The sequence below is a fragment of the Ochrobactrum teleogrylli genome (genome assembly GCF_006376685.1).
Lineage (GTDB): Bacteria > Pseudomonadota > Alphaproteobacteria > Rhizobiales > Rhizobiaceae > Brucella > Brucella teleogrylli.
In genome coordinates this window covers 38,780-63,277 of record NZ_VEWL01000012.1, presented here as the reverse complement: position 1 = coordinate 63,277, position 24,498 = coordinate 38,780, and the positions used below count along the sequence as shown (strand labels likewise).

The following is a 24,498-nucleotide window of genomic DNA, read 5'->3' as shown; positions in this document are numbered from 1 at the left end:
TCGAACGTCGTGGTGCTTCGGTCGGATTCTGCCGTTCTTTATATCTTCAAATCCTTGACGCCGGTGTCAATGTGCGGGGCCCAGAAAGCCACACTTTCCGCAATCTGCGGAATGACTTCGCGGTCGTTCGGTTCGCGTTCCTTGAATGAAAGTTCAAGGCAGATTTCATTGTCTTGGGCACCGCCCTCGGCGAAAGCCTTCAGCAAAGGTTCCGGCTGAATGCGACCCTTGGCGTTGAAGGCCGCGGTGAACGGACGATGGCCGCCCTTATCCATCAGGCTCTGCTTGATGTGGATGATCGGCGAAACTTTTGGCACCGCGCGTGCCCAGGCATAGGGGTCAAAGTCGTCCGGATTGGCCGATGTGACATCGCCGTGGTCGATATCCGCCATCATCCACATCGGGATCGTCATATGTGCAGCGGTCAGGCGATCCTGAAGTTTCATGCATTCGGCGATGGTTTCGCCGAATTCCCGACCGATACTCATCGGCTCCCAGAATACATAATCCAAACCGGCACCGGCTGCATGGTCCGCCACTTCCGCCCAGCAGTCGATTGCAATGTCTATAAGCTCCTCGCGACGCGCGGGATTGTCAAAGTCTTTATATGGGAAGATCGCAAACTGTGTGCCGACCGATTTGCCGCCAAGGTCGCCGATAATATCGGCAAAGGTCTTGAACCAATCGACATAATAGCGGCGCACTTCGCGGTCGGGATGGCCGAAGTGATTGAGGCGACCATAGGGCCCTGTCATGCCCGATGTTACGCGAACGCCTGTTCGCTGCAGGGTTTTGTCCATCGTGCGCGTCAGGCGACGGATCGTGGAGGCCTGCCAGCTGGGATTGATGAATTCATGGGTCAGCTGAAGATCGCGCAGGCGGAGATCGCGGGCCACTGTTTCGATTAGATCATCAGGCTCGGCAAAGCGATTGACCAGCGGGTTGGTGTTCAAAGAGAGCGTAAGGGCCATGTCGTCCTCAGGCAGCAATATGTGTGTTGTCGAACCATTCCGTGACGGCGGCGCGTTCGGCTTCAGTCAGATGCAGGTAATGCTTGGTGCGGCGGTAGAGAATATCTTGTGCCGTCTTCGCCCATTCCTTTGCGACCAGATAGCGAATTTCGGCCTCGTAAAGATTGCCGCCAAAATGGCGGCCAAGACCTGAAAGTCCAGCCGCACCGGCGACGACATCCTTGGTCCGCGCGCCATAAAGGCGACCGTAATGGTGCACAAGCTGACGGGGCATCCAAGGATAGCTGTCGCGCAAACTATTGGCGAAGGTTTCGTAATCGGCGTTGGGTATTTCACCGCCGGGTAGCGGCGCGCCATGAGTCCAGTCGCCCCCCATATTGGGGAAAATATGCTTCAGGCGATGCATGCCCCGCTCGGCCAATTCTCGGAATGTCGTGATTTTACCGCCGAACACGTTCAGAAGGGGTGCATCGTTGGTTTCATCCAGGTCGAAGACATAGTCGCGTGTGACAGCCGAAGGGTTGCCCTTGCCGTCATCGAACAATGGGCGCACGCCTGAGAATGCGTGCAACACATCTTCCCGGCGCAGCTTTTCCTTGAAATAGCGGTTCACCGCGGCGAGCAGATAATCGATTTCCTTTTCATCTGCGGCAACGTCTTCCGCGCGGCCCTCATAGGCAATGTCTGTGGTGCCGATCAGCGCCTTGTCGCTTTCATAAGGGTTGATGAAAATCACGCGCTTGTCGTGGTTCTGAACGAGATAGGCATTCGAACCGGCCCAGAATTTGGGCACGATGATATGGCTACCCTTGACCAGACGCACATTCCGGCTTGAGTTCGATCCGGCCACATTGTGGATAACATCCGTTACCCATGGGCCTGCGCAATTAACGATGCAGCGGGCGCGGAAGCTGCGGTTTTCGCCAGTGTCACGGTTGCGCGTTTCAACGATCCAGCCGCCTTTTTCGCGGCGCGCCGACACAACCGGTGTGCGGGTGAGGATGGTCGCTCCTTTTTCAGCGGCACCCAGCGCATTGAGTGCGACAAGGCGGGCGTCATCGACCCAACAGTCTGAATATTCAAAGCCCTTGGTATATTGGTCGAGGATCGGTGTACCTTCCGGGTCGCGCCGGAGATCGAGCGTGCGGGTGCCGGGAAGTTTCTTGCGTCCGCCGAGATGATCGTAGAGAAACAAGCCAAGCCGCACGAGCCAAGCCGGACGATCCTGCGGGCTGTGGGGCAAAACGAAACGCATCGGCCAGATGATGTGCGGCGCCGCGTTGAGCAGCACTTCGCGTTCGATCAGCGCTTCCCGAACAAGACGGAATTCGTAATATTCCAGATAGCGCAGGCCGCCATGGACAAGTTTACCGGAACGTGACGAAGTGCCTTCCGCCAGATCGTCCTTTTCGGCCAGAACAACCTTGAGACCGCGCCCGGCAGCATCGCGCGCAACGCCTGAGCCATTGATGCCGCCGCCAATCACAAACAGGTCACAAGTTTCCGTCTCAGCCATAGCATGCTCCTTGGAATGCCGATGTTTCGGCACGTCTCATCATATTGCGCCAATCCGCCCGGCCTTACCTGTCGGCGGCCAGTTGGTCCCAAACCGGCGACAGCGCCAGCCGGGATTCCCGATAGGCGAGATAAAGCTCTTCATAATGCCGTGCGCGGGAAGCGTCGGGTGCTTCCGGGGGTCCAAGCAGAGGCTCCACCCATTCGGCGATACAGTCATCCATCGTCGCATAGGCCCCAATGGCGACAGCCGCCATCATCGCCGCACCGGCGGCGCCAGCTTCCTCGCGGGAGGAAACGCGAACCGGCGCATTGACGGAAGCGCTGAGTGTGCTGCGCAAAGCGCGTGATCGCGCGGCGCCGCCCGTGATGCGCAGTTCGGCTGGCATGTCGCCCATGGCGGCATAACAATCGCGCGTTGCCATGCCCAGTCCTTCGACCACGGATCGCACCAGTTCGGGGAAACGATCACGGCTCGAAAGACCGATGAGGCTTGCGCGCGCGCTGGCATTGACGAAAGGTCCGCGTTCTCCTGCCTCTGAAATATACGGATGATAGAGGATTGCACCCGGGCGGCTTGCATTGAACCATACGTCGAGGCGCGGGATAAGGTCATTCAGCGAAACAGGCTTGTCCGGTGTGGACATGAGGTCGGCGGCCACCTGCAATATCCAGTCGATATTGATCGTCGCGCCCATATTGGTCTGAACTTGCGTCACAATGCCGGGAATTGGCAATGCGATAACATAGCCGGTGCCTTCCCGATTGAGGTGAATGTCTGCGACCCGCTTTGCGCGCATATGCACGCCTGTGGAGCCAATGGTGGAGCAGCCGGCATCAGAGGCTCCGCCACGAACGCCAGCACCGAGTGCAGTCATGGCCATGTCCACATAGCCGAGGCTGACGGGCGTTCCGGCCAGCAAGCCGGTTGCGGCTGCCGCCTCTGCACTCAACGGATGCATGGTCTGTGTGCCGTCGATGATTTCAGGCAGAAGCTTGCGGCGTTTTTGCAGGCCCAGTGCTTCAATGACGACATCGTCATATTGGCGGTTGCGAAAATTGCCGAAGGTGAAGCTTGCTTCCGATGGGTCGGTGGCCCGAATGCCAGTCAGATTCAGATAGAGCCAGTCCTTGCAGTGAAGCGCGACCTCGGTCTGGTCGAGCAGTTCTGGCGCAACGCTATCCATATGCGCCATCTGCGAGCCTTGTTGGCATGTATTGAGCCCCGTGCCTGTCGCTTCGAAGCGTGCGCGGTTCATGGGGCCGGCGGCAAGCCGCGTCACCGTTGTGGCGGCGCGCGCGTCGAGCCAGATCCAGGCATCGGTAACGGGCTGGTTGTTTTTGCCGACAAGCCAAGTGCCGTCGCCCTGGCCGGTGACGGCGATCGCCGCCGCGCGCTCGCGCAGGTTGGGAACTTTTTCTGCAAGGCCGAGCAGGGCGCTGGCGCAATCTTTCCAGGTTTGTGACAGGGACTGGGTCACTGCACCGTGATCGCCGGTATCGTATTTGTTGCGTACGGCGGCAGACTCGATCTGGCGTCCGCTGAACTCAAACGCGACTGCTTTGAGAACGGATGTGCCAGCATCGATCCCGATGATGAGATCACCTTTATGACGCATGGCCGCTACACGTATTTATCGACATCTGGATTCCTCCCGCGACTGAAATGCGTCGCCGCAACCCTGTTTTTAATGAAATCGGGCATTCGCGTTCAACTGAGATAACATAGCGGTTCGGCAATGTCTGTAAAATTTTTATGTGTACGAATTATTTTTCACAAACTTGTTAGCCGAAGGGAAACCACTTCGAGAAGTGAGGCGATTCTCGACCCTTTGGCAGCAGGAAATCGTTCGCGTAGGATGGTATAATATATTGAAAAATAATGATATTTGGATGAATCGATCTGAGCGAAGCTTAAGCCTAGATCCGGTCGTCAACAGCCGCGATGGCTTTTAAATATGTGGATTGAGACAGTCGTTTCCGGTGCCATAACGGGCGGATTTCTCACCGAAACACGAACTTCCTCCGCCTGTTCCAAAACATCGGATTGACAGTTATCTATGTTTATAACATCATAATTGGAGTTAATAACACGTCGCTATCATAATGCATGGGGCGATGCCTGTTTCCAGTAGGCACGGAGGAGCGGAGCCCTGGGACCGCGTGGAGGATGTCATGATTTTGTCCGTTGTCCCGGTTGCCGCGCGAGTGGAGAATTTCGCTGGCCCGATCTGACCGCAGGGCTATTCGCAAACAGGTGAGTGTTCACGGCGGTCAGAACTGGCCGCGATCCGTTCCGACAATTCGGCAGGTTTGAATAATGAGTGCACAGACTAATCAAGTTTCGCGAGCTTCGCCCAAGCAAAACCGCGCCATTCTTTGGAGTGTGATTGCGGCTGTGGTCGTTATAGGCGCGATTGGCTTCGATACGAAGATCGTCAAGATCGGTTCTGATTCCGATGTGCGTCAGCAGGCATTTTCGCCTGAGGCTTATGGCGCTTCAGAGTTTCCGAAGGTTAAGTCGAGCATTATCGAACGCGCCGCCGATGCAGCCGAAGTTGGAACGGCGCTGGCAGCCGACAAGACTGCGGCAGGTAAAAAATATGGCGTCGGCAGCGTCAATCCGGTCATTCCTGTGAAGTTCACCGGCGTGGTTGAAGAGCGCAAATCGAACTATAATGTGATCAAGGTCGATGGCTTGCCTGAAGGCATGGCGATCCGGGTCCAGACCGGTCCCGCCGTCAATGGCACGGATTTGCGCGATGCGACCGGCACAATCGAATTTGGTCAGTTCAAGAACCAGATCGAGTTCCAGAATGCAGGTTCTGCGCTCAACAACGAAATGAAGAAGCAGGTTCTGCAAGGCGTGGATGCCGATAATCTCGTCGGCAAGACGGTTTCGGTGACCGGCGTGTTCAAGCTCGTCAATCCAAAGAACTGGCTCGTGACGCCAGTAGAGTTCGCAGTCAAATGAGCGCGGCACCAACAATCGAAAATCCCGGAATTGAAGGCAAGAACGGTGATGTCGTTCTGGCCGCGCAGAATGTCGCCAAATCCTATGGCCGCATTCACGCTCTCAAGGGTGTGAATTTCGAGATACGTCGCGGCCAGGTCACCACGCTTTTCGGCGAAAACGGCGCCGGCAAGTCGACTTTGATGAAGGTGCTGTCGGGAGTTATTCAGCCGACATCCGGCACGATTGTGCTGGACGGCGAACCGGTGACATTCAATTCGTCGACGGAAGCGCGTGACCGAGGCATCTCGATCATCCATCAGGAACTGAGCCTCGCACCCAACATGAATGTGCGTGACAATATCTTCATGGGGCGTGAAATCCGCACGCCGACTGGCGTAAATTTCGCCGAAGAAGAACGCCTCACGCGCGAACTCATGAAGGAACTGGAAGAAGATATCGACCCGCTGACACCGGTAGAAGAGTTGCGTCTCGGCCAGCAGCAGATTGTGGAAATCGCCCGGGCCCTTTCGGTCAATTCCCGCATTCTCATCATGGATGAACCGACCTCCGCATTGAGTGCATCGGAAGTCGAGGTGCTGTTCAAGGTCATCCGCGATCTGACATCGCGTGGCGTTGCGATTGTCTATATCTCGCACCATCTCGAAGAAGCGCTACAGATCACCAATCATGCCGTCGTGCTGCGCGATGGAACGATGACGGCCTATGCGCCGCGCAACGAAATCGATCTGGAATGGATCGTTCGTAACATGGTGGGCGAGAACTTCGATCTTGGGTCTCCGCCAACAGGATATGAATGGGGGGATGTTGCTCTTTCCGTAGAGAACCTGACGGTTCCAGATCCGGCAGGCGCGGATTTCGCGCTGGTTGACCGGCTGTCGCTCAATGTGCGGGCAGGCGAAATCGTTTGCATCTATGGGCTGATGGGTGCGGGCCGCACCGAGCTTCTGGAAACGGTTGCCGGTCGTTTGAAGGCCAGTGACGGTCGTGTGCTTCTCAAGGGCACCGACGTCTCGGGTCTTTCCATCGCCCAACGCATCGAAAAGGGGCTGGTTCTGGTTCCGGAAGATCGCCAGCGTGATGGTCTGGTCCAGACGATGACTGTCGGAAAGAACCTGTCACTGGCCAGCATAGCCGAGATCACCAAAGGCCTCTTCACGTCCCGAAAGAGCGAGAAGAACATCATCGATCAGTCGATCAAAAATGTTCATATCAAGACCGATGGGGGTGACGCGGCGATCGGGTCGTTGTCCGGCGGTAATCAGCAGAAGGTCGTGATCGGCAAGATGCTGGCCACCGAGCCCGAAGTGATCCTGCTGGATGAACCGAGCCGGGGCATCGACATCGGCGCGAAGGCCGAGGTGTTCAAGTTGCTGGCCGAGAAAGCCAAGCAGGGGCTGGCGGTCATTTATACGACTTCCGAAGTTGGTGAATGCCTCAGCATTGCTCATCGCATCATCGTCATGCATCGCGGGCGCATCTCAGCCGAATTTGGTTCGGATGTCTCCAAGGAGAAGATCATGGCCGCCTCGGGCGAAGCCATGGTTGGTCATTGAGAAACTGCTGCATGTCTTCGGTTTTCGAGCGGGCATGCGCAAGTCGAAAAGTTCGAGCACCTGATCTGATGTTACCAGATCGCTGGAATGCTTTAGTTATGGAGCACTGATAGAATGTCAGTCACGAGCACAAAAGACAAAGCGGCAACCCCAGGCGGGGCAAAGCGGAAAACCAATATCGTGCATCTGCTGCTCGAAGGTCGTGCATTTTTTGCTTTGATCGCAATCATCGCTGCCTTTTCGTTCCTATCGCCCTATTATTTCACGGTCGACAATTTCCTCATCATGTCTTCGCATGTGGCCATTTTCGGGTTGCTGGCGATTGGCATGTTGCTGGTGATCCTGAATGGCGGCATCGATCTTTCCGTCGGTTCCACACTGGGGCTTGCAGGCGTCGTTGCGGGTTTCCTGATGCAGGGCGTGACGCTGCAGGAATTCGGCATCATTCTGTATTTCCCTGTCTGGGCCGTGGTCATCATCACCTGTGCATTGGGGGCGTTTGTCGGCGCTGTTAATGGCGTGCTGATTGCCTATCTGCGGGTTCCAGCCTTCGTGGCCACGCTTGGCGTGCTCTATTGTGCTCGCGGTGTCGCCTTGCTGATGACGAATGGTCTGACCTACAACAATCTTGGTGGCCGTCCGGAACTGGGGAATACCGGCTTTGATTGGCTCGGTTTCAACACGCTTTTCGGCGTTCCGATTGGCGTTCTGGTTCTGGCTGTGCTGGCGATCATCTGCGCGGTCGTTCTCAATCGCACTGCGTTCGGTCGCTGGCTCTATGCTTCGGGCGGAAACGAGCGGGCGGCAGAACTTTCAGGTGTTCCGGTCAAGCGGGTCAAGATTTCCGTTTATGTGATTTCGGGCATCTGCGCTGCCATTGCCGGTCTCGTCCTGTCGTCGCAGCTGACCTCTGCTGGTCCAACCGCCGGTACAACCTACGAATTGACGGCAATCGCGGCTGTCGTCATCGGGGGCGCGGCGCTGACAGGCGGACGCGGCACCATTCAGGGTACGCTGCTCGGCGCCTTCGTTATCGGCTTCCTCTCCGACGGTCTGGTGATCATCGGCGTATCCTCCTATTGGCAGACCGTCTTTACCGGCGCGGTGATCGTGCTCGCGGTTCTGCTCAACAGCATTCAATACTCCCGACGATAGGAATAGGGCCAGGTCCGATTTCGGATGGGCCGTATTCCAAGGGCGTATCGAAAGGTTCCAAGACGGCGATCAACCTCAAAAGCCTCGCCCAATGGAAATGATACCCGCCGGGCAACCGGCACAACACAAACAAAAATGTTACGGGAGTGAGACATGTTTAAGAAGGGTATGCGCGTTCTGTTCGCTGCTGCAGCGGCACTGCCGCTTATCGCCAGCGCTGCCTGGGCCGAAGGTCTGATGACGATCATCGTCAACGACCCTTCGAACCCATACTGGTACACCGAAGGTGAAATCGCCAAGAAGACGGCTGAAGGCCTGGGCTATTCGGCTGTCGTTGGCGGTCACAAGGGCGACACCAACACCGAAAGCAACCTGATCGACACTGCGATCACCAACAAGTCGGTTGCGATCATTCTTGATCCGGCAAATGCTGACGGCTCGGTTGGGGCGGTCAAGCGCGCTGTCGCAGCAGGCATTCCGGTGTTCCTCGTCAACGCCGAAATCAATCAGGAAGGTCTTGCCAAGGCACAGCTCGTTTCCAACAACGCGCAGGGCGCTGCAATCGGCGCAACGCAGTGGGTTGAAAGCGTTGGCGACAAGGGCAAATATGTCGAATTGTTCGGTGCACCATCGGACAACAATGCGGCAACCCGCTCGAATGGTTACGAAACGGTCCTGTCGCAGTATCCAGATCTGGTGAAGGCCGGTAAAGACGTTGCCAACTGGAACCGCACTCAGGGCCACGACAAGATGCAGGCCCTGTTGCAGGCCAATCCCGACATTATCGGTGTCATCTCCGGTAACGACGAAATGGCTCTTGGTGCAATCGCTGCTCTGAAGAAGGCTGGCAAGCTGGAACAGGTCAAGGTCGGCGGTTTCGATGGTTCGCCGGATGCGGTCGCTGCGATCAAGGCCGGTGAGCTTCAGTACACCGTGCTGCAGCCGGTTGCCATTTTCTCGGAAGCTGCCGTCAAGCAGGCTGACAGCTTCATCAAGACCGGCAAGACCGGTGTTGATCAGGAAAAGCAGCTTTTCGATTGCTTCCTGATCACCAAGGATAATGTCGACAAATATACGGCTCCGTTCGTTCTCGAGCAGTAAGAGCATAGACCGGAGCGCCGGCTCTAACCGGCGCTCTGGATATCGTTCCCCTTTTTGTCTGGCGTAGTCCGCCAGAACCTGTCAGTGACAACGAAATAATGGCTGGGAACGGATGGCAGGCATGACGGTGAGCAACAAGGCAAGCATTGACAATCTGATGACAGATCAAGTGCCGAACGACAGTCGGCATGCGCGTCAGCTGGTTCGCCGCCAGCAGATCGCGGAGACTGTGATGGCCGAGGGGTCGATGCGGATCGAAGATTTGACCGAGCGTTTCGGCATCAGCCTGATGACGGCGCATCGTGATGTCGATGAACTTGTCAGCCGGGGACTTTTTCGCAAGACGCGCGGGGTCGTTTCCGCAGCACCCACCAGCCTGATCGAAGCAAGCGATCTTTACCGGGTGTCGCGGCAGTCGGAAGAAAAGAAACTGATCGCGGAAGCCGCGATGCAATTTGTCGAACCGGGGCAAGCCATCTTTCTGGATGACTCGACCACTGTTCTGCAAATGGTGCCGCATCTTCAGGCCAAGACGCCGTTGACTGTTATTACCAATTCGCTGATCCTGATGAACGAAGTTCGCGATATGCAGGACATAACGCTGATCGGTCTGGGTGGGCAGCTTTACAACTGGTGCAATGCCTTTGTCGGCGGCATGACGATCCATGAAATCCGTCGCCTGCGTGCCGATGTGGCGTTCATCTCGATCGCCGCGATCACCGACGATCTGTTGTTTCATCAATCGACCGAAATGGTTGAAACCAAAAGAGCGATGCGCGAATGCGCGGCGAAAAGTGTGCTTCTGGCCGACCACACGAAATTCGAACGGCGCGCTTTGCACAATTTCGGCGCTCTGAGCGATTTCGATGTGGTTATCGTCGATGAAAACACGCCCGAGGCGCATATCGAACATATGCAGTCACAGGAAATAAATGTCGTCATCGCCCGTTCGGGCGGTCAGAAAGAATAACAAAATCGCGGCGAACGCGTTTTGCCGAGCCTGCATTACCATACCAGGAATACGATCCATGCCCTGCCTGTTGGGAATCGATAGCGGACTGACCGTCACGAAAGCCGTATTGTTCGACATTGACGGCAGGACGCTGTCAGTCGCGCGCCGCCGTGTCGCCCAGTCGTTTCCGCATCCCCGTCACGTCGAGCGTGACATGGACGAATTCTGGAATGCCACCGCGGACGCGATTGCCGAAGCGATTGCCACGAGCGGCAGGCCTGCTTCCGATATTCTGGCCATCGCCACCACTGCTCATGGCGACGGTATTTATATGCTCGACAGTGAACACCGCCCGCTCGGCGCGGGCATTCTGTCGCTGGATAGCCGCGCTGTCGATATTGCGGAAAACTGGGTGAACGGTGCCGTCGCAGAACAGTCCATCGCCATTACCGGACAATTGCCGCATGCTTCCGCACCTTCGGCCATTCTCGCCTGGGTGAAAGAAAACGAGCCTGAGCGCTTCAGTCGTATCGCACATGTCATCGCCTGCAAGGACTGGCTCCGGTTCTGCCTGACCGGCGAGGTTGGAACGGATCGGACCGAAGCGTCCACCTCCTTCACGGATGTGCAGAGACAGGATTATTCACGCGACGCGCTTGCATTGTTCGGACTGGAAGCCCTTTGGAACGCGTTGCCACCCATGTCGCGTTCGGACGAGATCGTGGGTGGCGTTTCTGCGGCTTGCGCGGCGCGCACCGGTCTTGTTGCCGGAACGCCGGTTGTCGGTGGTTTGCACGATGTTACGGCATCGGCGCTTGGCGTCGGCGGGCTGAAGATGGGCACTGTGGCGGTGGTCGCGGGAACCTATTCGATCAACGAGACACTATCCTCCGAACCGCATGTGAATCCGAACTGGTTTTGCCGCAACGGTATCGCGCCGGGGGAATGGAACAACATGTCGATCTCGCCAGCGTCAACGGCAAATTACGACTGGTTTCTCGATAAGCTCTGCCCATCCGAGCGGCGTCTATCGGAAGAGACAGGTCGCTCGATCCACGACATGTTGCGCCCGGAAATAGATGCTGCACTGGCAAAGCCCTCAACAGCATTGTTCCATCCTTATCTTTTTGGTTCGCCTTATGGCGCCATGGCAAGCGGCGCTTTTTTTGGTCTGCGCGGCTGGCAGGAACGCGGTGATATGCTGCGCGCCGTATGGGAAGGGATTGCCTTTAATCACCGCATCCATGTCGATCATCTCAAGGAAGGGTTCGCCATCTCCGCTGCGCGGTTGACGGGCGGCGTATCGCGCAGCCCGGCCTTTGCGCAAATGTTTGCCAATGTGCTTGGGATGCCGGTGACCGTCACTGAGACGGATGAGGCAGCAGCTTGGGGCGCAGCGCTTTGCGCGGGCAAAGGTGCGGGTGTTTTTGCTGACGTTTATAGCGATCCGCGCGATCTCGATGCCATCGGCTGCACTTATACTCCAGATGTGGAGCGCAGCACGCAATATAAAAAACGCTTCGCACTGTTCAAGGAAATTGCCTCGGCGCTTGGGCCATTATGGCCGAAAATTGAAGCTCTTTCGGATTGACGACAGAACGAACGCATGTTGCGCGATTGCGCAGACAACAGATGTAAAGACGGTGAAATGAACAGTTTCGTAGGCCCTGCCGAAATGAAGAACCGCATCGCCCAACTGGAAGCGGACGGTGTTGACGTCCTTATTCTTGGCGCGGGCATCAACGGTGCGGGGCTGTACCGGGATTTGTGCGAACAAGGCGTGAACTGCCTTATCGTCGACAAAGGCGATTTTGGATCGGGCACCAGTGCTGCGCCGTCGCGGCTGATCCATGGTGGTTTGAAATATCTGGAAACCGGGGAATTCGGTCTGGTTGCGCAATCCACTCTGGAACGAAACCTGCTTTTGAAAAACGCGCCGCATAATGTTGAGCCGCTGCCGACGTTTATTCCTGTGTTCTCGTGGACCAAAGGGATCACCGCGGCCTTGCGCACATTGTTCGGTTCCACGACTGCGCCGCGCAGTCGCGGTGCCGTGCTGATCAAGATCGGCCTTGGCCTCTATGATTATTTCGGTGCGCGTGAGCGCGTCATGCCGCACCACCGTTTTCTCCTGAAGAAGACCGCAACGCAGGAAATGCCGTACATAACGCCCGCGATTGTTGCGGGCGGTATCTATCATGACGCCAAGGTCAGCCGACCCGAGCGGCTGGTCTATGAACTGGTCAGTGACGGACTTCAGGCCAATTCAAAAAGTGCAGCTGCGAATTTCACAGCCTTGGTCAAAGCCGGTGATGGGGCAATCAGCTTTGAAGGTCCAGACGGCGCGGCATTCTCAGTCAGGCCGAAGCTTGTGATCAACGCGGCCGGCCCGTGGATTGACCGGGTGAATTCTGCGCTTGGTAAACCCACCAAGATGATCGGCGGCACCAAGGGATCGCATATTCTGATCGACCATCCCGAACTGGTGAAAAGCCTTGCTGGAAGGATGATTTATTTCGAGGCCGATGACGGTCGTATCTGCCTTGTTTACGACTATCATGGTCTTGCGCTGGTCGGTTCGACCGACATTCCTTCCGACGATCCGGACAATGTGCGCTGCGAGGACGATGAGACAGATTATTTCATTGAAAGCCTGCGTTCACTGCTGCCGAAATTGCAGTTCGACCGCAATCAGATTGTCTACACCTATAGCGGTATTCGCCCGCTGCCTGCGTCCAGTGCCTCAGAACCGGGGTTGATCAGCCGCGATCACTCGGCGCCGGTGATTGAGCCCGATGCGGCGCGTCCATTCGCAATCATCTCGCTGGTAGGGGGCAAATGGACGACGTTCCGGGGGTTTGCCGAAGAGGTTGCGGACACGGTCTTGCGACGGTTGCAACGCACGCGCCTCCGCTCGACGCGCAATCTCGCAATCGGCGGCGGTAAGGATTACCCGCTGGATGACAATGCGCGCCGTGCGTGGGTCGCAAAACAGGCAAGTACAACGGGCCTTGAAGCTGCGCGTGTCGAGCTATTGCTCAAGCGTTACGGCACGACAGCGGGCTCCATCATCCGGGACGAAGCCAAAGTCGGTGTCACCTATTTGCCCGAGACGGATACGGTGAGCCGCGCCGAGATTGCCTGGATCGCTCGCAATGAACTGGTGGTTCATTTGGCTGATGTTGTGCTGCGTCGCACAACGCTTGCCATTGACGGCGCGCTGACCGCCGATAATCTGGCTGCGATTGCGGATATTCTGGCGCTGGAACTGGGTTGGGACGAAGCCCGCAAGGCTGAGGAAATTGAAGCGGTGACCGCAGAACTCGCCAAGCGCCACAATGTCATTTTGGCGGCGCGGCCCGCAAAGAGGCGCTGAACTTCCAAGGATACGCGACTGGGAGAATGTCGCGTATCCACTACTTTCCGCGCTTTGGCTTAAAGCGGTATTGATAGAACTCTATAGGGTTCGAGCGAAAACGCCCTCTTACCTTCTATGCTGACGCTCTGCTCTTCTGGCGTGACATTCACGAGCCAAAGTCCACTCTCAACCGCGAAGGCAAGAACGTGGGCCGGGCGGGATGAATGATAGGCGCGCCATTCTTTTCCGGCCAGTGCGGACAAGGCTTTCACGCTGTTGAAAATCGGGCGTGTACGCCCCGCAGGCGTGGGTTCGTTTTCATGCGCAACCAGCCCGAAGGGGCCGGTCAATGCTGATAGCGTCAGACAGTCGAGATTTGCATCTAGCACCCGCGCTGCATAGGCAAAGGCAAATGCTTCTGCGAATTTACCGTTATGGCGCGGATCGCGATTGGCCATGGCGATGCGTTTGCCATCGGGGTTGTCCATTGTCCGGCTCCCATAGGGATTCTGGCGCATGGGAATGGTCGATGGGCCGATGCGGTAGGGTTTGTCGCCATAAATGGCGCGTACCGAACGCGTAATGAAGGGCAGCGCCTCCAGTGTTTGCATGACGCTCAGGTCGTCGGCGGCATGCACGATTGGATTGGTGCAATGCGTCACAAAATCGATCAGGGCGCCCGGCACGCGCTTGCGGTTCAATTCCGTGAAATAGCTCAGCATACCGCCGCCGAGGTTAGCACCCGGAAAAGCGGTGCGCGCGGCGTTATAGACTTCTTCCAGTGGTGGGCAAGGCGGCCAAGCGCTGCCGGGCGGCGTGGACTGGCGATCTATTGACGGTGAGACAATGATAGCGTCGGGCGCAAAGCCTGCTGCTTTCATTTGCGTCGCAATCTGGGTGGTTTCGTCGATGAGTGACCCTTCACAGGGAAGTGCGATCTCCAGCGATGTGCGCCCCTTATATCCAGCGGCAAGAGCAGCAAAGTCTGCAAATGCTGTTGCGTCATGTCCGGCGTGTGGATCGTAATGGAACAGCAAATCCTGCGGAGAGATTTCGCTTAGCAGGCCGGACGAAGCAAGGCTCGCCTTGGCTTCTTCCGGAGTGATGATGATGCCGATACTTGGCATGATGCCGCGCGCGTCGTCAGACGTAATGAACACTGGTTCGGTGTTTGAAGTGACGGCAGTGGATGCACTCGACCGCTTATCGTGGATGGTCAATACGACCCGCTGATGGATTGGTTCGTTGGCTTCAATCCGATAGGGCCAAGGCAGCGCGAGAGGGCGCACATAGGTTTTATAGGAGGCATCGGACCAGTTGCGCTGATCCTCCATCTCGAAGACATCGCCTTCCATACGGCATTCGACCAACACACCCGGAAGGGCTTCATGGGTGATGGCGCGCATATCCTTAAATGGTTGCCACGGCTCGATGAGATCGGGCAGATGGTTCTGTACATGCGTTCCATCGACATGTTCCACCGTAACCGGCGAACCGGCAAGCCCGACAATCGGATGCAGAATACAAAAGCCGCAGCGGTTGGTTTCGAAGCCGGTTGTCGTTGTAGCCACAGCGTCGAATGTTAGTGTGCCACCAGTATCTGCCGATATGGTCACAGCAACCAATAGCTCGCTATCGCTGGGACCGCTGACATAGGCCTGATAGGCGACAGTAAAACCAGCGGCGTTTCTCTCTACGGTGAAGTCGCGAATAGAAGGGGCATATGTCCCCCAGTCGCGGTCGCGTACGAGATAAGACACCGCGCGCAGCACTTCGACACCATCATAGGTGATGCAGCGCAAATTCCCATCGCTCAGATCGACTGCGAGACGCCCAGCTTGCAGGTGCAGTGGCCGGGCATCGGTTTCTTCCGTGCCATAAAGCAGAAACGGATCGACGCTGCTCATCCCAGCATAGCCTTCACATCGACGCGGTTGCCGCTGGCCGCACTGTCATAAGCTGCATCCACCAGCGCGAAGGTTTTGAGATTATCGGCACCCGACGTTGATGTTTCCGCGCCGGAGGCAAGTTTGTCGATCCAGTGTTGCTGGATCGCGAAGACGCTCTCCTGAATATTGTGCCAGGGACGCGATGCCCAGGACAGCAGTTTGGGTGAAACGTCCGAAACGGTTGTGCCTCTGGCATTGATGACTTCCAGACGGTATCCCTGATAAAGCCGGATTGAGCCTGCTGTGCCATCCAGTTCGATGAGGGTTTCCGGGAAGGGGTCAACCTGAAGTCTGGTCGCATAGCTGACATCGACGACGGATGTGGCGCCATTTTCATGGTCGAGCAAAATGGTCGCGACGTCCTCGCCCTTAATCTTCGGGTTCACGCGTTTGGTCCGCGCGACGAGGCTTGCTACATCACCGAGAATAAAGCGCGCAATATCGAGCGTGTGAATGCCGAGGTCTTCGATGATGAAGCGCTCGCCTTCCGCAAGATACGGCTGGCCTGAGAAGACGTCGAAGCCAGAGCGGAAGGAAAAACGCCCCCAAAAGGGATCGCCTATCGCGCCGCTATCGAGTGCTTTCCGAACGGCCTGTATCGGTGTCTGCCAGCGGAAATTCTCGTGAACCATCAAAGGAACACCGGCATCTTGGCACGTTCTCACCATGGCCTTAGCGTCCTCAAGCTTCTTGGCAAAGGGCTTTTGGCAGATGGCGGGTACTTTATGTGCAGCGGCCATTTCAACCAGCATGCGATGGCTTCCAACTGTCGTGGCTATATCGACAAAATCGATATTTCCATCGGCAAACAGCGCCTCGGCATCGGTATAGCGACGTTCGATCCCGAACTGATCGCCAACGATCTTCAGTCGCTCGGGGTCGCGGTCGCAGATCGCCACGATTTTTGCGCCGGTAACATCGTTCCAGGCGTGCATTTGGTTGATTGCGAAGAAGCCGCAGCCGATGAGCGCGCCCTTGAATTCGGTCATTATCCTGCCTTTGCCATTTGCATGAGCGTGACGCGCTGCTGAAGGCGGCGCTGTGCCTGGTCTACAACCACGGCGATGATGATGACGAGCCCCTTGATGACCATCTGCCAGAAGGACGACACCCCCATCATGACCAGACCATCAGAAAGAATCCCGATCACGAAAGCGCCGATAATCGTTCCACCGATGGTACCGCGCCCGCCCGACATGGAGGTTCCACCCAGAACGGCCGCCGCGATGGCATTGAGTTCAAAAGAGTTTCCAGTTGCCGGGTGCGAAGCCATCAGTTCAGACGAAATGATAAGACCGGCAATGGCGGCGCAAAAGCCCGAAAACATGTAGACGAACATTTTTACGCGGTCGACGCGGATACCGGACATGCGCGCTGCGCGTTCATTGCCACCCACCGCGAAAATCTGTCGTCCCAACGGCGTGTACCGGGCGACATAGGCTGCGCCCAATGCAACGACGATCAGAAGCCAGATGGAAACCGGCAAGCCGAGGATGCTGCCCGCGCCGAGAAAGCCGAAGCCGGTGGTGCCGAGATCTTCTCGCCCGACGAGGTTCGGGAAGGTCTGGCCGTCAGATGACAACAGAGCAAGGCCGCGCGCGACATATAGGGTTCCAAGTGTTGCGATGAATGGCGCCACGTTGAGTCTGGTAATCAGGAGCCCGTTGATGAAGCCGACCGCGACACCTACAGCCAGTGTGATGAGCGATATCTCGATCACATTGAAATAGATCGTATAACCGATCCCCAGATCGATGCCGTAGATCAAAAGACCACCAGCGACCATGCCGCACAGGCCGACAATCGAACCGACAGACAAGTCGATCCCGCCCGTGATGATGACGAAAGTCATGCCCATGGCGAGAAAGGCGTTCAGCGCCACGTGTTTCGACATCAAAATGAGATTGGCTGTCGAGAGGAAGTTCGGTGCGGCGAAGGAGAAAAAGATGAAAACTGCAAAAAGCGCAATGAATGTCCGCAGCTTCATCAGCGTCAGCAAGGCCGATCCGCTCGAAAAGGTTGGGTCAGTGGCTGCCGTGGCGGTTTTGGCTGTCATGACGCGAGTTCCTTGGTTTGCAGATCGTGGTTATGGCCGTGGCCCTTGGCCGAGGCCGCTATGATATCGGCTTCCGTCGCATGCTCGCGGTCAAAGATGGCAATCAGCTTGCCATTGCTGAGCACGGCGATGCGGTCGGATAAGGCCATGACTTCTTCCAGATCGGAGGTTGAAAACAGGATGGCCAAGCCGTCGCCAGCGAGGCGACGCATGGTGCGGAAAACATCCGCTTTTGCGCCAACGTCGATGCCGCGTGATGGCTCGTCCATCAAAAGCACTTTCGGATTGGTCATCAGCGCTTTGCCGATCACAACCTTCTGCTGGTTGCCACCCGACATCGAAGTCACTTCGAAATCCGGGTTCGGGGCTTTGATGGCGAGATCCTTGATGGCCTGCCTGACGGCTTCCTTCTCACGCTTCGGCGCAATGTGGAACAGTTTCGTAAGCCGATCGAGACTGGCCATTGTCAGGTTGCTGGCAATCGACAGAACCTGCACCAGACCCTCGCGCTGACGGTCTTCGGGAATAAGCGCAAGTCCACGCCTTATGCGGCGTGTCGTATCGCGCTCGGTCACTTCCTGCCCGTCTATGAAAATATGGCCGGTCGAATGGCGGTGCTGACCCATGACGCATTCAAAAAACTCGGAACGGCCCGCACCCATAAGGCCGTATATTCCCAGAACTTCACCGGCGTGGACCGACAAGGACACATTATCGACGGCAAGGCCGCCTGTGGCGCGGGGCAGGGTGATGTTTTCGGCGCGGAACCGCTCTTCGCCTATCGTGTGGTTCACCGATTTGGCAAAATCCTTGGCATCGGAGCCGATCATGGAACGCACGATCCATTGCGTATCGATGTTCCTGACTTCTTCCTGCCCGGTGATCTTGCCATCGCGCAGCACAGTGATGTAATCGCCAATGCGCATCAGTTCTTCCAGACGATGCGAAATGTAGACGATGGCGACGCCTTGGCTTTTGAGTTCGGCGATGACCTTGAAGAGAATATCGACCTCGGCGGCTGAGAGCGCAGATGTCGGTTCGTCCATGATGACGATGCGCGCATCAAGTGAAATGGCTTTGGCGATTTCCACCAATTGCTGCTGGCCGATGGGAAGATCGGAAACCAGCATATTGGCATCGATGCCAGCATCCAGACGCTTGAGATATTCGTTGGCCTTTTGGACCTGCGCCTTGTGATCGATGCCGCGTACTCCGCGCATGATCTCACGGGTGGCGAAAATATTCTCGGCCACGGACATATTGGCGAACAGATTGAGTTCCTGAAAGATCATCGCGATGCCGCACTTTTGCGCATCGGCAGGACTGTCGAAAACCACCGGTTCACCGTCGAGAATGATCTTGCCCATGGTCGGGCGCTCAACACCGGCGATGATCTTCATCAATGTGGATTTGCCAGCGCCGTTCTCGCCCACCAGCACATTGACCGATCCGCGTCGCAATTCGAGATTGGCGCGTTTGACGGCGACGATCCCCGAATAGACTTTCGATACGTCTTCAAGCTTGAGGACGATATCGTCTTTGGTTGGCTGTTCCGTTTCCATGGCTCACTTCTCCAGCGCAATGGATACGGGCGTGAAAAGCGGTAACTGGCCCTTAGATGGCATGGCGAAGGCGCCACTGGCCTTTACTTTCATGCCGACCAGATTTTCGCGTGGCAGCTTCGACAAAACTTCGTCGTTGACGCGGATATTGAACGATTTCCCGAACTGCGCCCATTCGATCTGGTTGCGGAATTCGTTGAAGTTTACAAAGCTCAAGCTGTCGCGAATGGCCGTTCCGCGAACGGTTGGCCCGATCTGAACACGCGCATCCGCCTTGCCATCGCCATTGCTGTCCACATCGACATAGGCAGCCCGCGATTTGGTCTCGGCGCCAACGACCGTACCTTCCAGCCTGGTTGCAAAGGTCCAAGGCGCGTTGCCCTGCTTTTCGCGGTGGCCGAATTTGTTTCCCGCCGCGTCAGCGTCGGTATTGGCTGCCGTCATGACTTCATCAAGCGTCACGGTCTTTTCCGCGAAGAACGGTTTGACCTTGGAATCCCAGATGTCGGCAACCGAGCGGTCCGGGTTGAAATTGTCACCGCGGGCAGCTGCGGCTTCCTCAGCTGTTGGCGTCTTGATGATCTTGCAGCCCGAAAGCGCAACACCACAGGCCAGCACAACGATGGACGCTGACTTCAGCACTGACATGAAGATATCCTCGGTATGGGGAATATGCCGGGAGCATTAAGGCTCCCGGCTCTCAACTTTCCGGGGCTCAATCCTTCAAAGCGAAGGTTTCGAGCTTTTCCGCGTTGTCGCCATTGATCAGCACGCAATCCATCAACTGCTTCTCTTCAGCAGGCTTTTTGCCCGACTTGATGAATTCGTCAGCCTGAACGACAGCGGTTTGCGCCTGCGCGTAAGCTGGCTGCAGGACGGTGGCCTTGATGCCGCCAGCCTTGATGGAATCGCGTACATCGTTGGAGCCGTCGAAGCCGACGACGATCACGTCCTTACGACCGGCAGCTTCGAGAGCCGCCCAAGCGCCCATCGCCATCGTATCGTTGCCTGAAATCACGCCTTTGATGTCCGGATTGGCCTGCAGAATGCTCTGCATTTTGGTGAAGGCTTCCGGCTGGCTCCAGTTGGCCGACTGCTGTGCGACCATCTTCATATCCGGATAGTCGTCGATAACGTCGTGATAGCCCTTGGAGCGTATGCCGGCATTGAGATCGGCTTCGCGGCCAAGCAATTCCACGTAATTGCCTTTTTCACCCATCAGCTTGACGAATTCTTCCGCGCCGAGCTGGGCGCCCTGATAGTTGTTGGAAACAATCTGCGAGACGGCAATGCCGGTCGCATTGATTTCACGGTCGATCAGGAAGGATGGAATGCCTGCATCCTTCGCCTTCTGTACGGCAGCGATAGACGCTTCGGAACCGGCATTGTCCAGAATAATCGCCTTGGCGCCACGCCCGATTGCCGTATCGACGAGCTGAGATTGCTTGTTTGCGTCGTCGTCGTGAACGAGGATCAGCGTTTCATAGCCAAGTTCCTTGGCTTTTGCCTCTGCGCCCACGGCCTCAGCCTTGAAGAACGGATTGTCGTGTGACGGCGTGATGATCGCGATGAGGTCCGCCGCCCAGGCTGGCATGACTGTGCCTGCCGACAGCGCACCAGCGACGATGGCCAGCGCGATACCGCGCGTCAGTTTCCTGCGTGTGAATTCCATAATTTCCTCCCAGTGTGTTCAGCCCTGTTCCCAGCAGGGCAGTGAAGGAGGGCGCTTGACCCTCCCGTTGATTATCAGGTGATACGGCGAATGCTTTCGGCGATCTCCTGCGGTTCAAACACGTTTTTCCAGTCGTCGCGCATCAGCGCGGGTATGCCGAACTCGATTGCCTTGTTGCAGGCATCCGAGAATACGCCGTCGACTTCCTTGAAGATGACCGCGCCCAGAACATTCATATGGCCGAGCAGGAAATCGCGGGCCGCTTCTTCCGGTACGCCACGCCGCACGCATTCGTCCATTGCCTGGCGCATGACGACGAGAAGCGAGGCGCAGACGGTTTCCGAAAGGCCCGGCTCCAGCATCGCCATCTGTTCGACCGTGACGCGATGCGAGCGCATGACGGGGGCCCAGATCACCTTTGCGATTTCTTCGCCCAGCACGTAATCCGTTTCCGGCCCCTGCATGAGCGCCGAAACGATATGCTGCTTGGCGAAAAGACCACCGAAATGATCCTTCTTTGCCTGCATGTCCGTCTCGTCGTTGAAGATCGGCGGATGGCATGGGTGGGTGACGAAATAGGTCAGGTCGGCGCGTTCGGGCAGATGACCTGCGAAGGGAGCTGCCGCGTCAAGCGCGATCACCATGGTGCCGGGCTTCAGCTTGTCGATAATGCCTGCGGCCACTTTTCCGATGAGGGTGTCCGGCACGGCCAGAATGACAACCTCGGCGCCTGCAAGGCCCTGATCGGCATCGACTGTATCGATGCCCAGATCGTTCTTCAGACGCGCCTTGCCTGCATCGCTGACTTCAATATGGCGGACGTCGAAGCGCGAGCCCTTCAAGTTCTTGGCCAGACGGTAACCCATCTTGCCGCCTGCGCCGAACAAAGCGATTGCTGTCATGGTTGAATTTTCCTCCGGTGTCTTTGGTAACTTAACTGGTATAACCAGTCAATGAGTATTCCAGATTTCAGTTGGGTAAACCGTCGCGTATTTGGCTGAAATAATTGTCAGCGCCGACCTGTCCGCCTTTCAGTGCGATTTGCAGGCCATTGGTCGCAGTATCGCCACCATGCGCAGTGCAAAGCGGCGAGCCGGGTGTTTGCGGAAGCGGCAGCAGCGTGGTCAGCGCATCGACATGCAGCTCGCGCAGGGCGTGACTGGACGTGTCGCCACCAGCTATTACGGCGCGCGGCAGTTTTTCGCGCTCAACCAGACTGCGCAGGATCGAGCCCAGAATGCGCGCCAGTCGATGGCGGCTCCCGGCGATACGGTCGATTTCGCGACCGCGATCAGCAGAGGGGCCGAGCGCCGTGTTGAGAATGACGCTTCTGCCAGCCTGCAAGGTTTTTTGCGCATGTGCGACGGCGGTTTCAGTCGCCCGCGCGGCATTTTCGCCAAGGAGTTCGAGCGGATCGAGATCGATGCCGACAAAACCGGCTGCGGTTGCGGTGCGGATTTGTCTTTCTGTTGTCGGCGAAACGCTGCCCGACACCACGGCGATACGATCCACTTTGCCCGGCAGCGGAAAATCTTTCCGCGCGCCGATCAGGCCCGCCTCCCGCCATGCGGCAAGCAGCGCATATTCGATGCCCGAGGAACCGGCAACAAACCAGCCCTGAGGGGCACGTAAACGCCAGAGTTGTTCCCCTGCGCGCAACTGGCTTTCGGTGCTATCCACATCGAACAGCACCATGCCGGTCGCCTTTTGCGTGATCGCGTCGATACGCTTATCCGCTTCAGATGCGGCCAGCGCTGCACTATCAACCAATTCGGCTTTCAATGTCGTTTGTTGGGCCAGATGCAAACGCAGATCTGCTTCATGCATCGGCGTCACCGGATGACGGCTCATCACCGGATGGCGATCAATCCGGTAGGTCTCACCCTGATAGGCTGCAAAGAGATTGCCGAAGGATGTGTAGCGCTTGAGTTGCGGCGCACCGACGATCAGCGGAACATAAGCCTGCTGAAAGACCGATTTGCCGATCTCGCTCGCCTTGCCGATATTGCCGACATGCGGCGCGGAATCGAAAGTGGAACAGACCTTGTAGTGGCAAATTGCGGCATTGAGGCTACGCAGCCAGGCGAAGGCGGGTGTCAGATGCGCATCCATCCAATCCGGGGTTTCGCTGCGGCTGGTGCCTGCAAGACCAATGGCCCGGCAATGTCCAAAGCGCGATAGAAGCGCGTCATCCGGCTTGTTCATGAACAAGACAGTTTCGATGCCATTCGAACTGAGCGCTTCCATCACATCCGTGGAACCGGTCAGATCATCTCCGTAATAGGAAAGCAGCGGAGCGAGGCTGGTCATCCTTCGCCTCCATTGCCGAATTTCGCCAGCGAGGCCGCGAGTTCGGGGTGGTCTTTTGCGTAAACCTCAAGCGGGATGTCGGCCACTGCGGCCTCCCACGCCTGCTGTACAGCGCGAACCCCTGCTGCCGGTCCGCCGGGATGGCTGACAATGCCGCCGCCGCACAAATAGAGGAGGTCCGTGGTACGGCCTGTGCGTGCAAAGGTTTCCGGTGCCTGCCCGCCCCATTGACCGGAGCCTGCAACCGGCAGCGGGCAATCGGACGGATCGAAGAGCGGTGTACTGATCGCCTTGAACGACGAGACGAAGCTTTCGTCCGGCTCCCAATATTTCACGCGGATGCCGTTGATCTGGAACTGATCGACGCCGAGCAGGCGCCAGAACTGCTGATAGACGCGGAAATCCATGCCGACACCCGGATTGCGGGTCAAAACGTCCCAGCCATTGCGATGCGCATGCAGAACAAGACCCGAGCGCTTGCGCAGGAAACTCATGCCGCCGAAGCCGATGGAGTTGATATTGATCACGGCGCAATTGCCGCCCGCTTTGAGCACCAGGTCATGATTGCGCATCATCTCGTCAGGGTCTGCATGCGAGATGCCGAAGGCATACATGACCTTCTTGCCGGTCTTCTGTTCGTGATCGAGAATGCGCGGCATGATTGCCGCAATGCGTTCTTTCAGCGGGGAATAAGCAGGACTCATCAGTTTTTCATCGTCCTTGATGAAATCCACGCCGGATTCAATCAACTCACCCACCAATTCCGCCGTTTCATGGGGACGCAGGCCAAGCGCGGGCTTGACGATGGTGCCAATGATCGGACGCTTTTCAACGCCGGTGAGCTTGCGGCTTCCCTCAATACCGAATTGCGGGCCAGGATGGGCGTTACGGAATGCCTGCGGCAATTTCATATCGACGACGCGAATACCGGTCATGCCCTTGATCGAATAGACCCCGCCAATGGCGATGGTCATGAGCGCGGCGAGATCGGTGCCGACCGCATCAAGCGGAAAAGCAATATCAACATCGGCGCGCCTGATCGGGCCGTGATCGCATTCCAGTTCCGGCCAGGCTGGAACCTGCGCGTCTTCCAAAGGGCGGATATCCAGCACCTTGGCGGCGACGCGGGCCTTCAATTCCTCCGTTTCACCGGGAACAGCAACAAAAGTGCCGGTGGATTGATCGCTGGCGATCTTGGCCGCCATCTTCTCAATGTTGCCGGTGCTTTCTATGCGATAGGTCAAGCGGATGTTCATCGGAATTGCCGTCACTCGCTGTTTTACTCGCGCCAGCGAAAAGCGCATGGCGTTTGAATGCAAACTGGTATAATGAGTATTCCAACATGTGCAAGAGGAAAAATTGTTAGC

General features: G+C 56.9%; 19 protein-coding genes. 7 read left to right on the top strand and 12 right to left on the bottom strand.

The window, feature by feature from the left end:
• Nucleotides 1–38 precede the first annotated feature (38 nt).
• The 3 genes from FIC94_RS17365 to FIC94_RS17355 form a co-directional block, all read right to left on the bottom strand.
• Nucleotides 39–971, bottom strand: coding sequence for a sugar phosphate isomerase/epimerase family protein (locus tag FIC94_RS17365; RefSeq protein ID WP_140025730.1), 933 nt, complete (start codon nt 969–971; stop codon nt 39–41).
• 7 nt (nt 972–978) lie between these two features.
• The gene (locus FIC94_RS17360) at nt 979–2,487 is read right to left on the bottom strand and encodes a glycerol-3-phosphate dehydrogenase (protein ID WP_140025728.1); all 1,509 of its coding nucleotides are present in this window, start codon (nt 2,485–2,487) and stop codon (nt 979–981) included.
• A 64-nt stretch (nt 2,488–2,551) separates the two neighbouring features.
• On the bottom strand, nt 2,552–4,105 hold the full coding sequence (locus FIC94_RS17355) for an FGGY-family carbohydrate kinase (RefSeq protein ID WP_140025727.1): 1,554 nt from the start codon (nt 4,103–4,105) through the stop codon (nt 2,552–2,554).
• A 701-nt stretch (nt 4,106–4,806) separates the two neighbouring features.
• On the opposite strand from FIC94_RS17355, the gene FIC94_RS17350 reads away from it, so the two are divergent.
• From FIC94_RS17350 to FIC94_RS17320, 7 genes are all read left to right on the top strand, one after another.
• A complete protein-coding gene (locus tag FIC94_RS17350; RefSeq protein WP_109365869.1) occupies nt 4,807–5,460 on the top strand; it encodes a DUF2291 family protein in 654 nt (217 codons plus the stop codon).
• Nucleotides 5,457–7,016, top strand: coding sequence for a sugar ABC transporter ATP-binding protein (locus tag FIC94_RS17345; RefSeq protein ID WP_140025725.1), 1,560 nt, complete (start codon nt 5,457–5,459; stop codon nt 7,014–7,016). Before FIC94_RS17350 ends, FIC94_RS17345 begins: the two co-directional genes overlap by 4 nt.
• 114 nt (nt 7,017–7,130) lie before the next feature.
• Nucleotides 7,131–8,171, top strand: coding sequence for an ABC transporter permease (locus FIC94_RS17340; protein WP_109365871.1), 1,041 nt, complete (start codon nt 7,131–7,133; stop codon nt 8,169–8,171).
• Nucleotides 8,172–8,324: 153 nt separating this feature from the next.
• Complete coding sequence (locus FIC94_RS17335) at nt 8,325–9,272, top strand: D-ribose ABC transporter substrate-binding protein (protein ID WP_109365872.1); 948 nt, start codon at nt 8,325–8,327, stop codon at nt 9,270–9,272.
• A 121-nt stretch (nt 9,273–9,393) separates the two neighbouring features.
• A complete protein-coding gene (locus FIC94_RS17330) occupies nt 9,394–10,242 on the top strand; it encodes a DeoR/GlpR family DNA-binding transcription regulator (protein ID WP_121538992.1) in 849 nt (282 codons plus the stop codon).
• Between the two features lie 58 nt (nt 10,243–10,300).
• Nucleotides 10,301–11,815 (top strand): FGGY-family carbohydrate kinase, encoded by a 1,515-nt coding sequence (locus FIC94_RS17325; RefSeq protein ID WP_140025724.1) that lies wholly within the window; start codon nt 10,301–10,303, stop codon nt 11,813–11,815.
• A 57-nt stretch (nt 11,816–11,872) separates the two neighbouring features.
• Nucleotides 11,873–13,600, top strand: a complete 1,728-nt coding sequence (locus tag FIC94_RS17320; protein WP_140025723.1) for a glycerol-3-phosphate dehydrogenase/oxidase — start codon at nt 11,873–11,875, stop codon at nt 13,598–13,600.
• A 59-nt stretch (nt 13,601–13,659) separates the two neighbouring features.
• On the opposite strand, the gene apnL is transcribed toward FIC94_RS17320, so the two are convergent.
• The 9 genes from apnL to oiaX form a co-directional block, all read right to left on the bottom strand.
• Entirely contained in the window at nt 13,660–15,489 is a 1,830-nt protein-coding gene (gene apnL, locus FIC94_RS17315; RefSeq protein ID WP_140025722.1) for a D-apionate lactonase, read from the bottom strand.
• On the bottom strand, nt 15,486–16,520 hold the full coding sequence (locus FIC94_RS17310; protein WP_140025721.1) for a Gfo/Idh/MocA family protein: 1,035 nt from the start codon (nt 16,518–16,520) through the stop codon (nt 15,486–15,488). The genes apnL and FIC94_RS17310 overlap by 4 nt, the downstream gene beginning before the upstream one ends.
• Nucleotides 16,520–17,587 (bottom strand): ABC transporter permease, encoded by a 1,068-nt coding sequence (locus FIC94_RS17305; RefSeq protein ID WP_109365877.1) that lies wholly within the window; start codon nt 17,585–17,587, stop codon nt 16,520–16,522. Before FIC94_RS17305 ends, FIC94_RS17310 begins: the two co-directional genes overlap by 1 nt.
• Nucleotides 17,584–19,149: a sugar ABC transporter ATP-binding protein gene (locus FIC94_RS17300; protein ID WP_140025720.1), complete on the bottom strand. Its 1,566-nt coding sequence runs from the start codon at nt 19,147–19,149 to the stop codon at nt 17,584–17,586. Before FIC94_RS17300 ends, FIC94_RS17305 begins: the two co-directional genes overlap by 4 nt.
• A 3-nt stretch (nt 19,150–19,152) precedes the next feature.
• On the bottom strand, nt 19,153–19,797 hold the full coding sequence (locus tag FIC94_RS17295; protein WP_140025719.1) for a DUF2291 family protein: 645 nt from the start codon (nt 19,795–19,797) through the stop codon (nt 19,153–19,155).
• A 67-nt stretch (nt 19,798–19,864) separates the two neighbouring features.
• Nucleotides 19,865–20,821 carry a D-ribose ABC transporter substrate-binding protein gene (locus FIC94_RS17290; protein WP_109365880.1) on the bottom strand — a complete coding sequence of 319 codons (957 nt, stop codon included), beginning with the start codon at nt 20,819–20,821 and terminating at the stop codon, nt 19,865–19,867.
• A gap of 74 nt (nt 20,822–20,895) precedes the next feature.
• Nucleotides 20,896–21,723: a phosphogluconate dehydrogenase C-terminal domain-containing protein gene (locus FIC94_RS17285; protein ID WP_140025718.1), complete on the bottom strand. Its 828-nt coding sequence runs from the start codon at nt 21,721–21,723 to the stop codon at nt 20,896–20,898.
• A 67-nt stretch (nt 21,724–21,790) separates the two neighbouring features.
• Entirely contained in the window at nt 21,791–23,131 is a 1,341-nt protein-coding gene (locus FIC94_RS17280) for a four-carbon acid sugar kinase family protein (RefSeq protein ID WP_140025717.1), read from the bottom strand.
• Nucleotides 23,128–24,387 carry a 3-oxo-isoapionate-4-phosphate decarboxylase OiaX gene (oiaX, locus tag FIC94_RS17275; protein ID WP_140025716.1) on the bottom strand — a complete coding sequence of 420 codons (1,260 nt, stop codon included), beginning with the start codon at nt 24,385–24,387 and terminating at the stop codon, nt 23,128–23,130. Before oiaX ends, FIC94_RS17280 begins: the two co-directional genes overlap by 4 nt.
• Nucleotides 24,388–24,498: the final 111 nt, after the last annotated feature.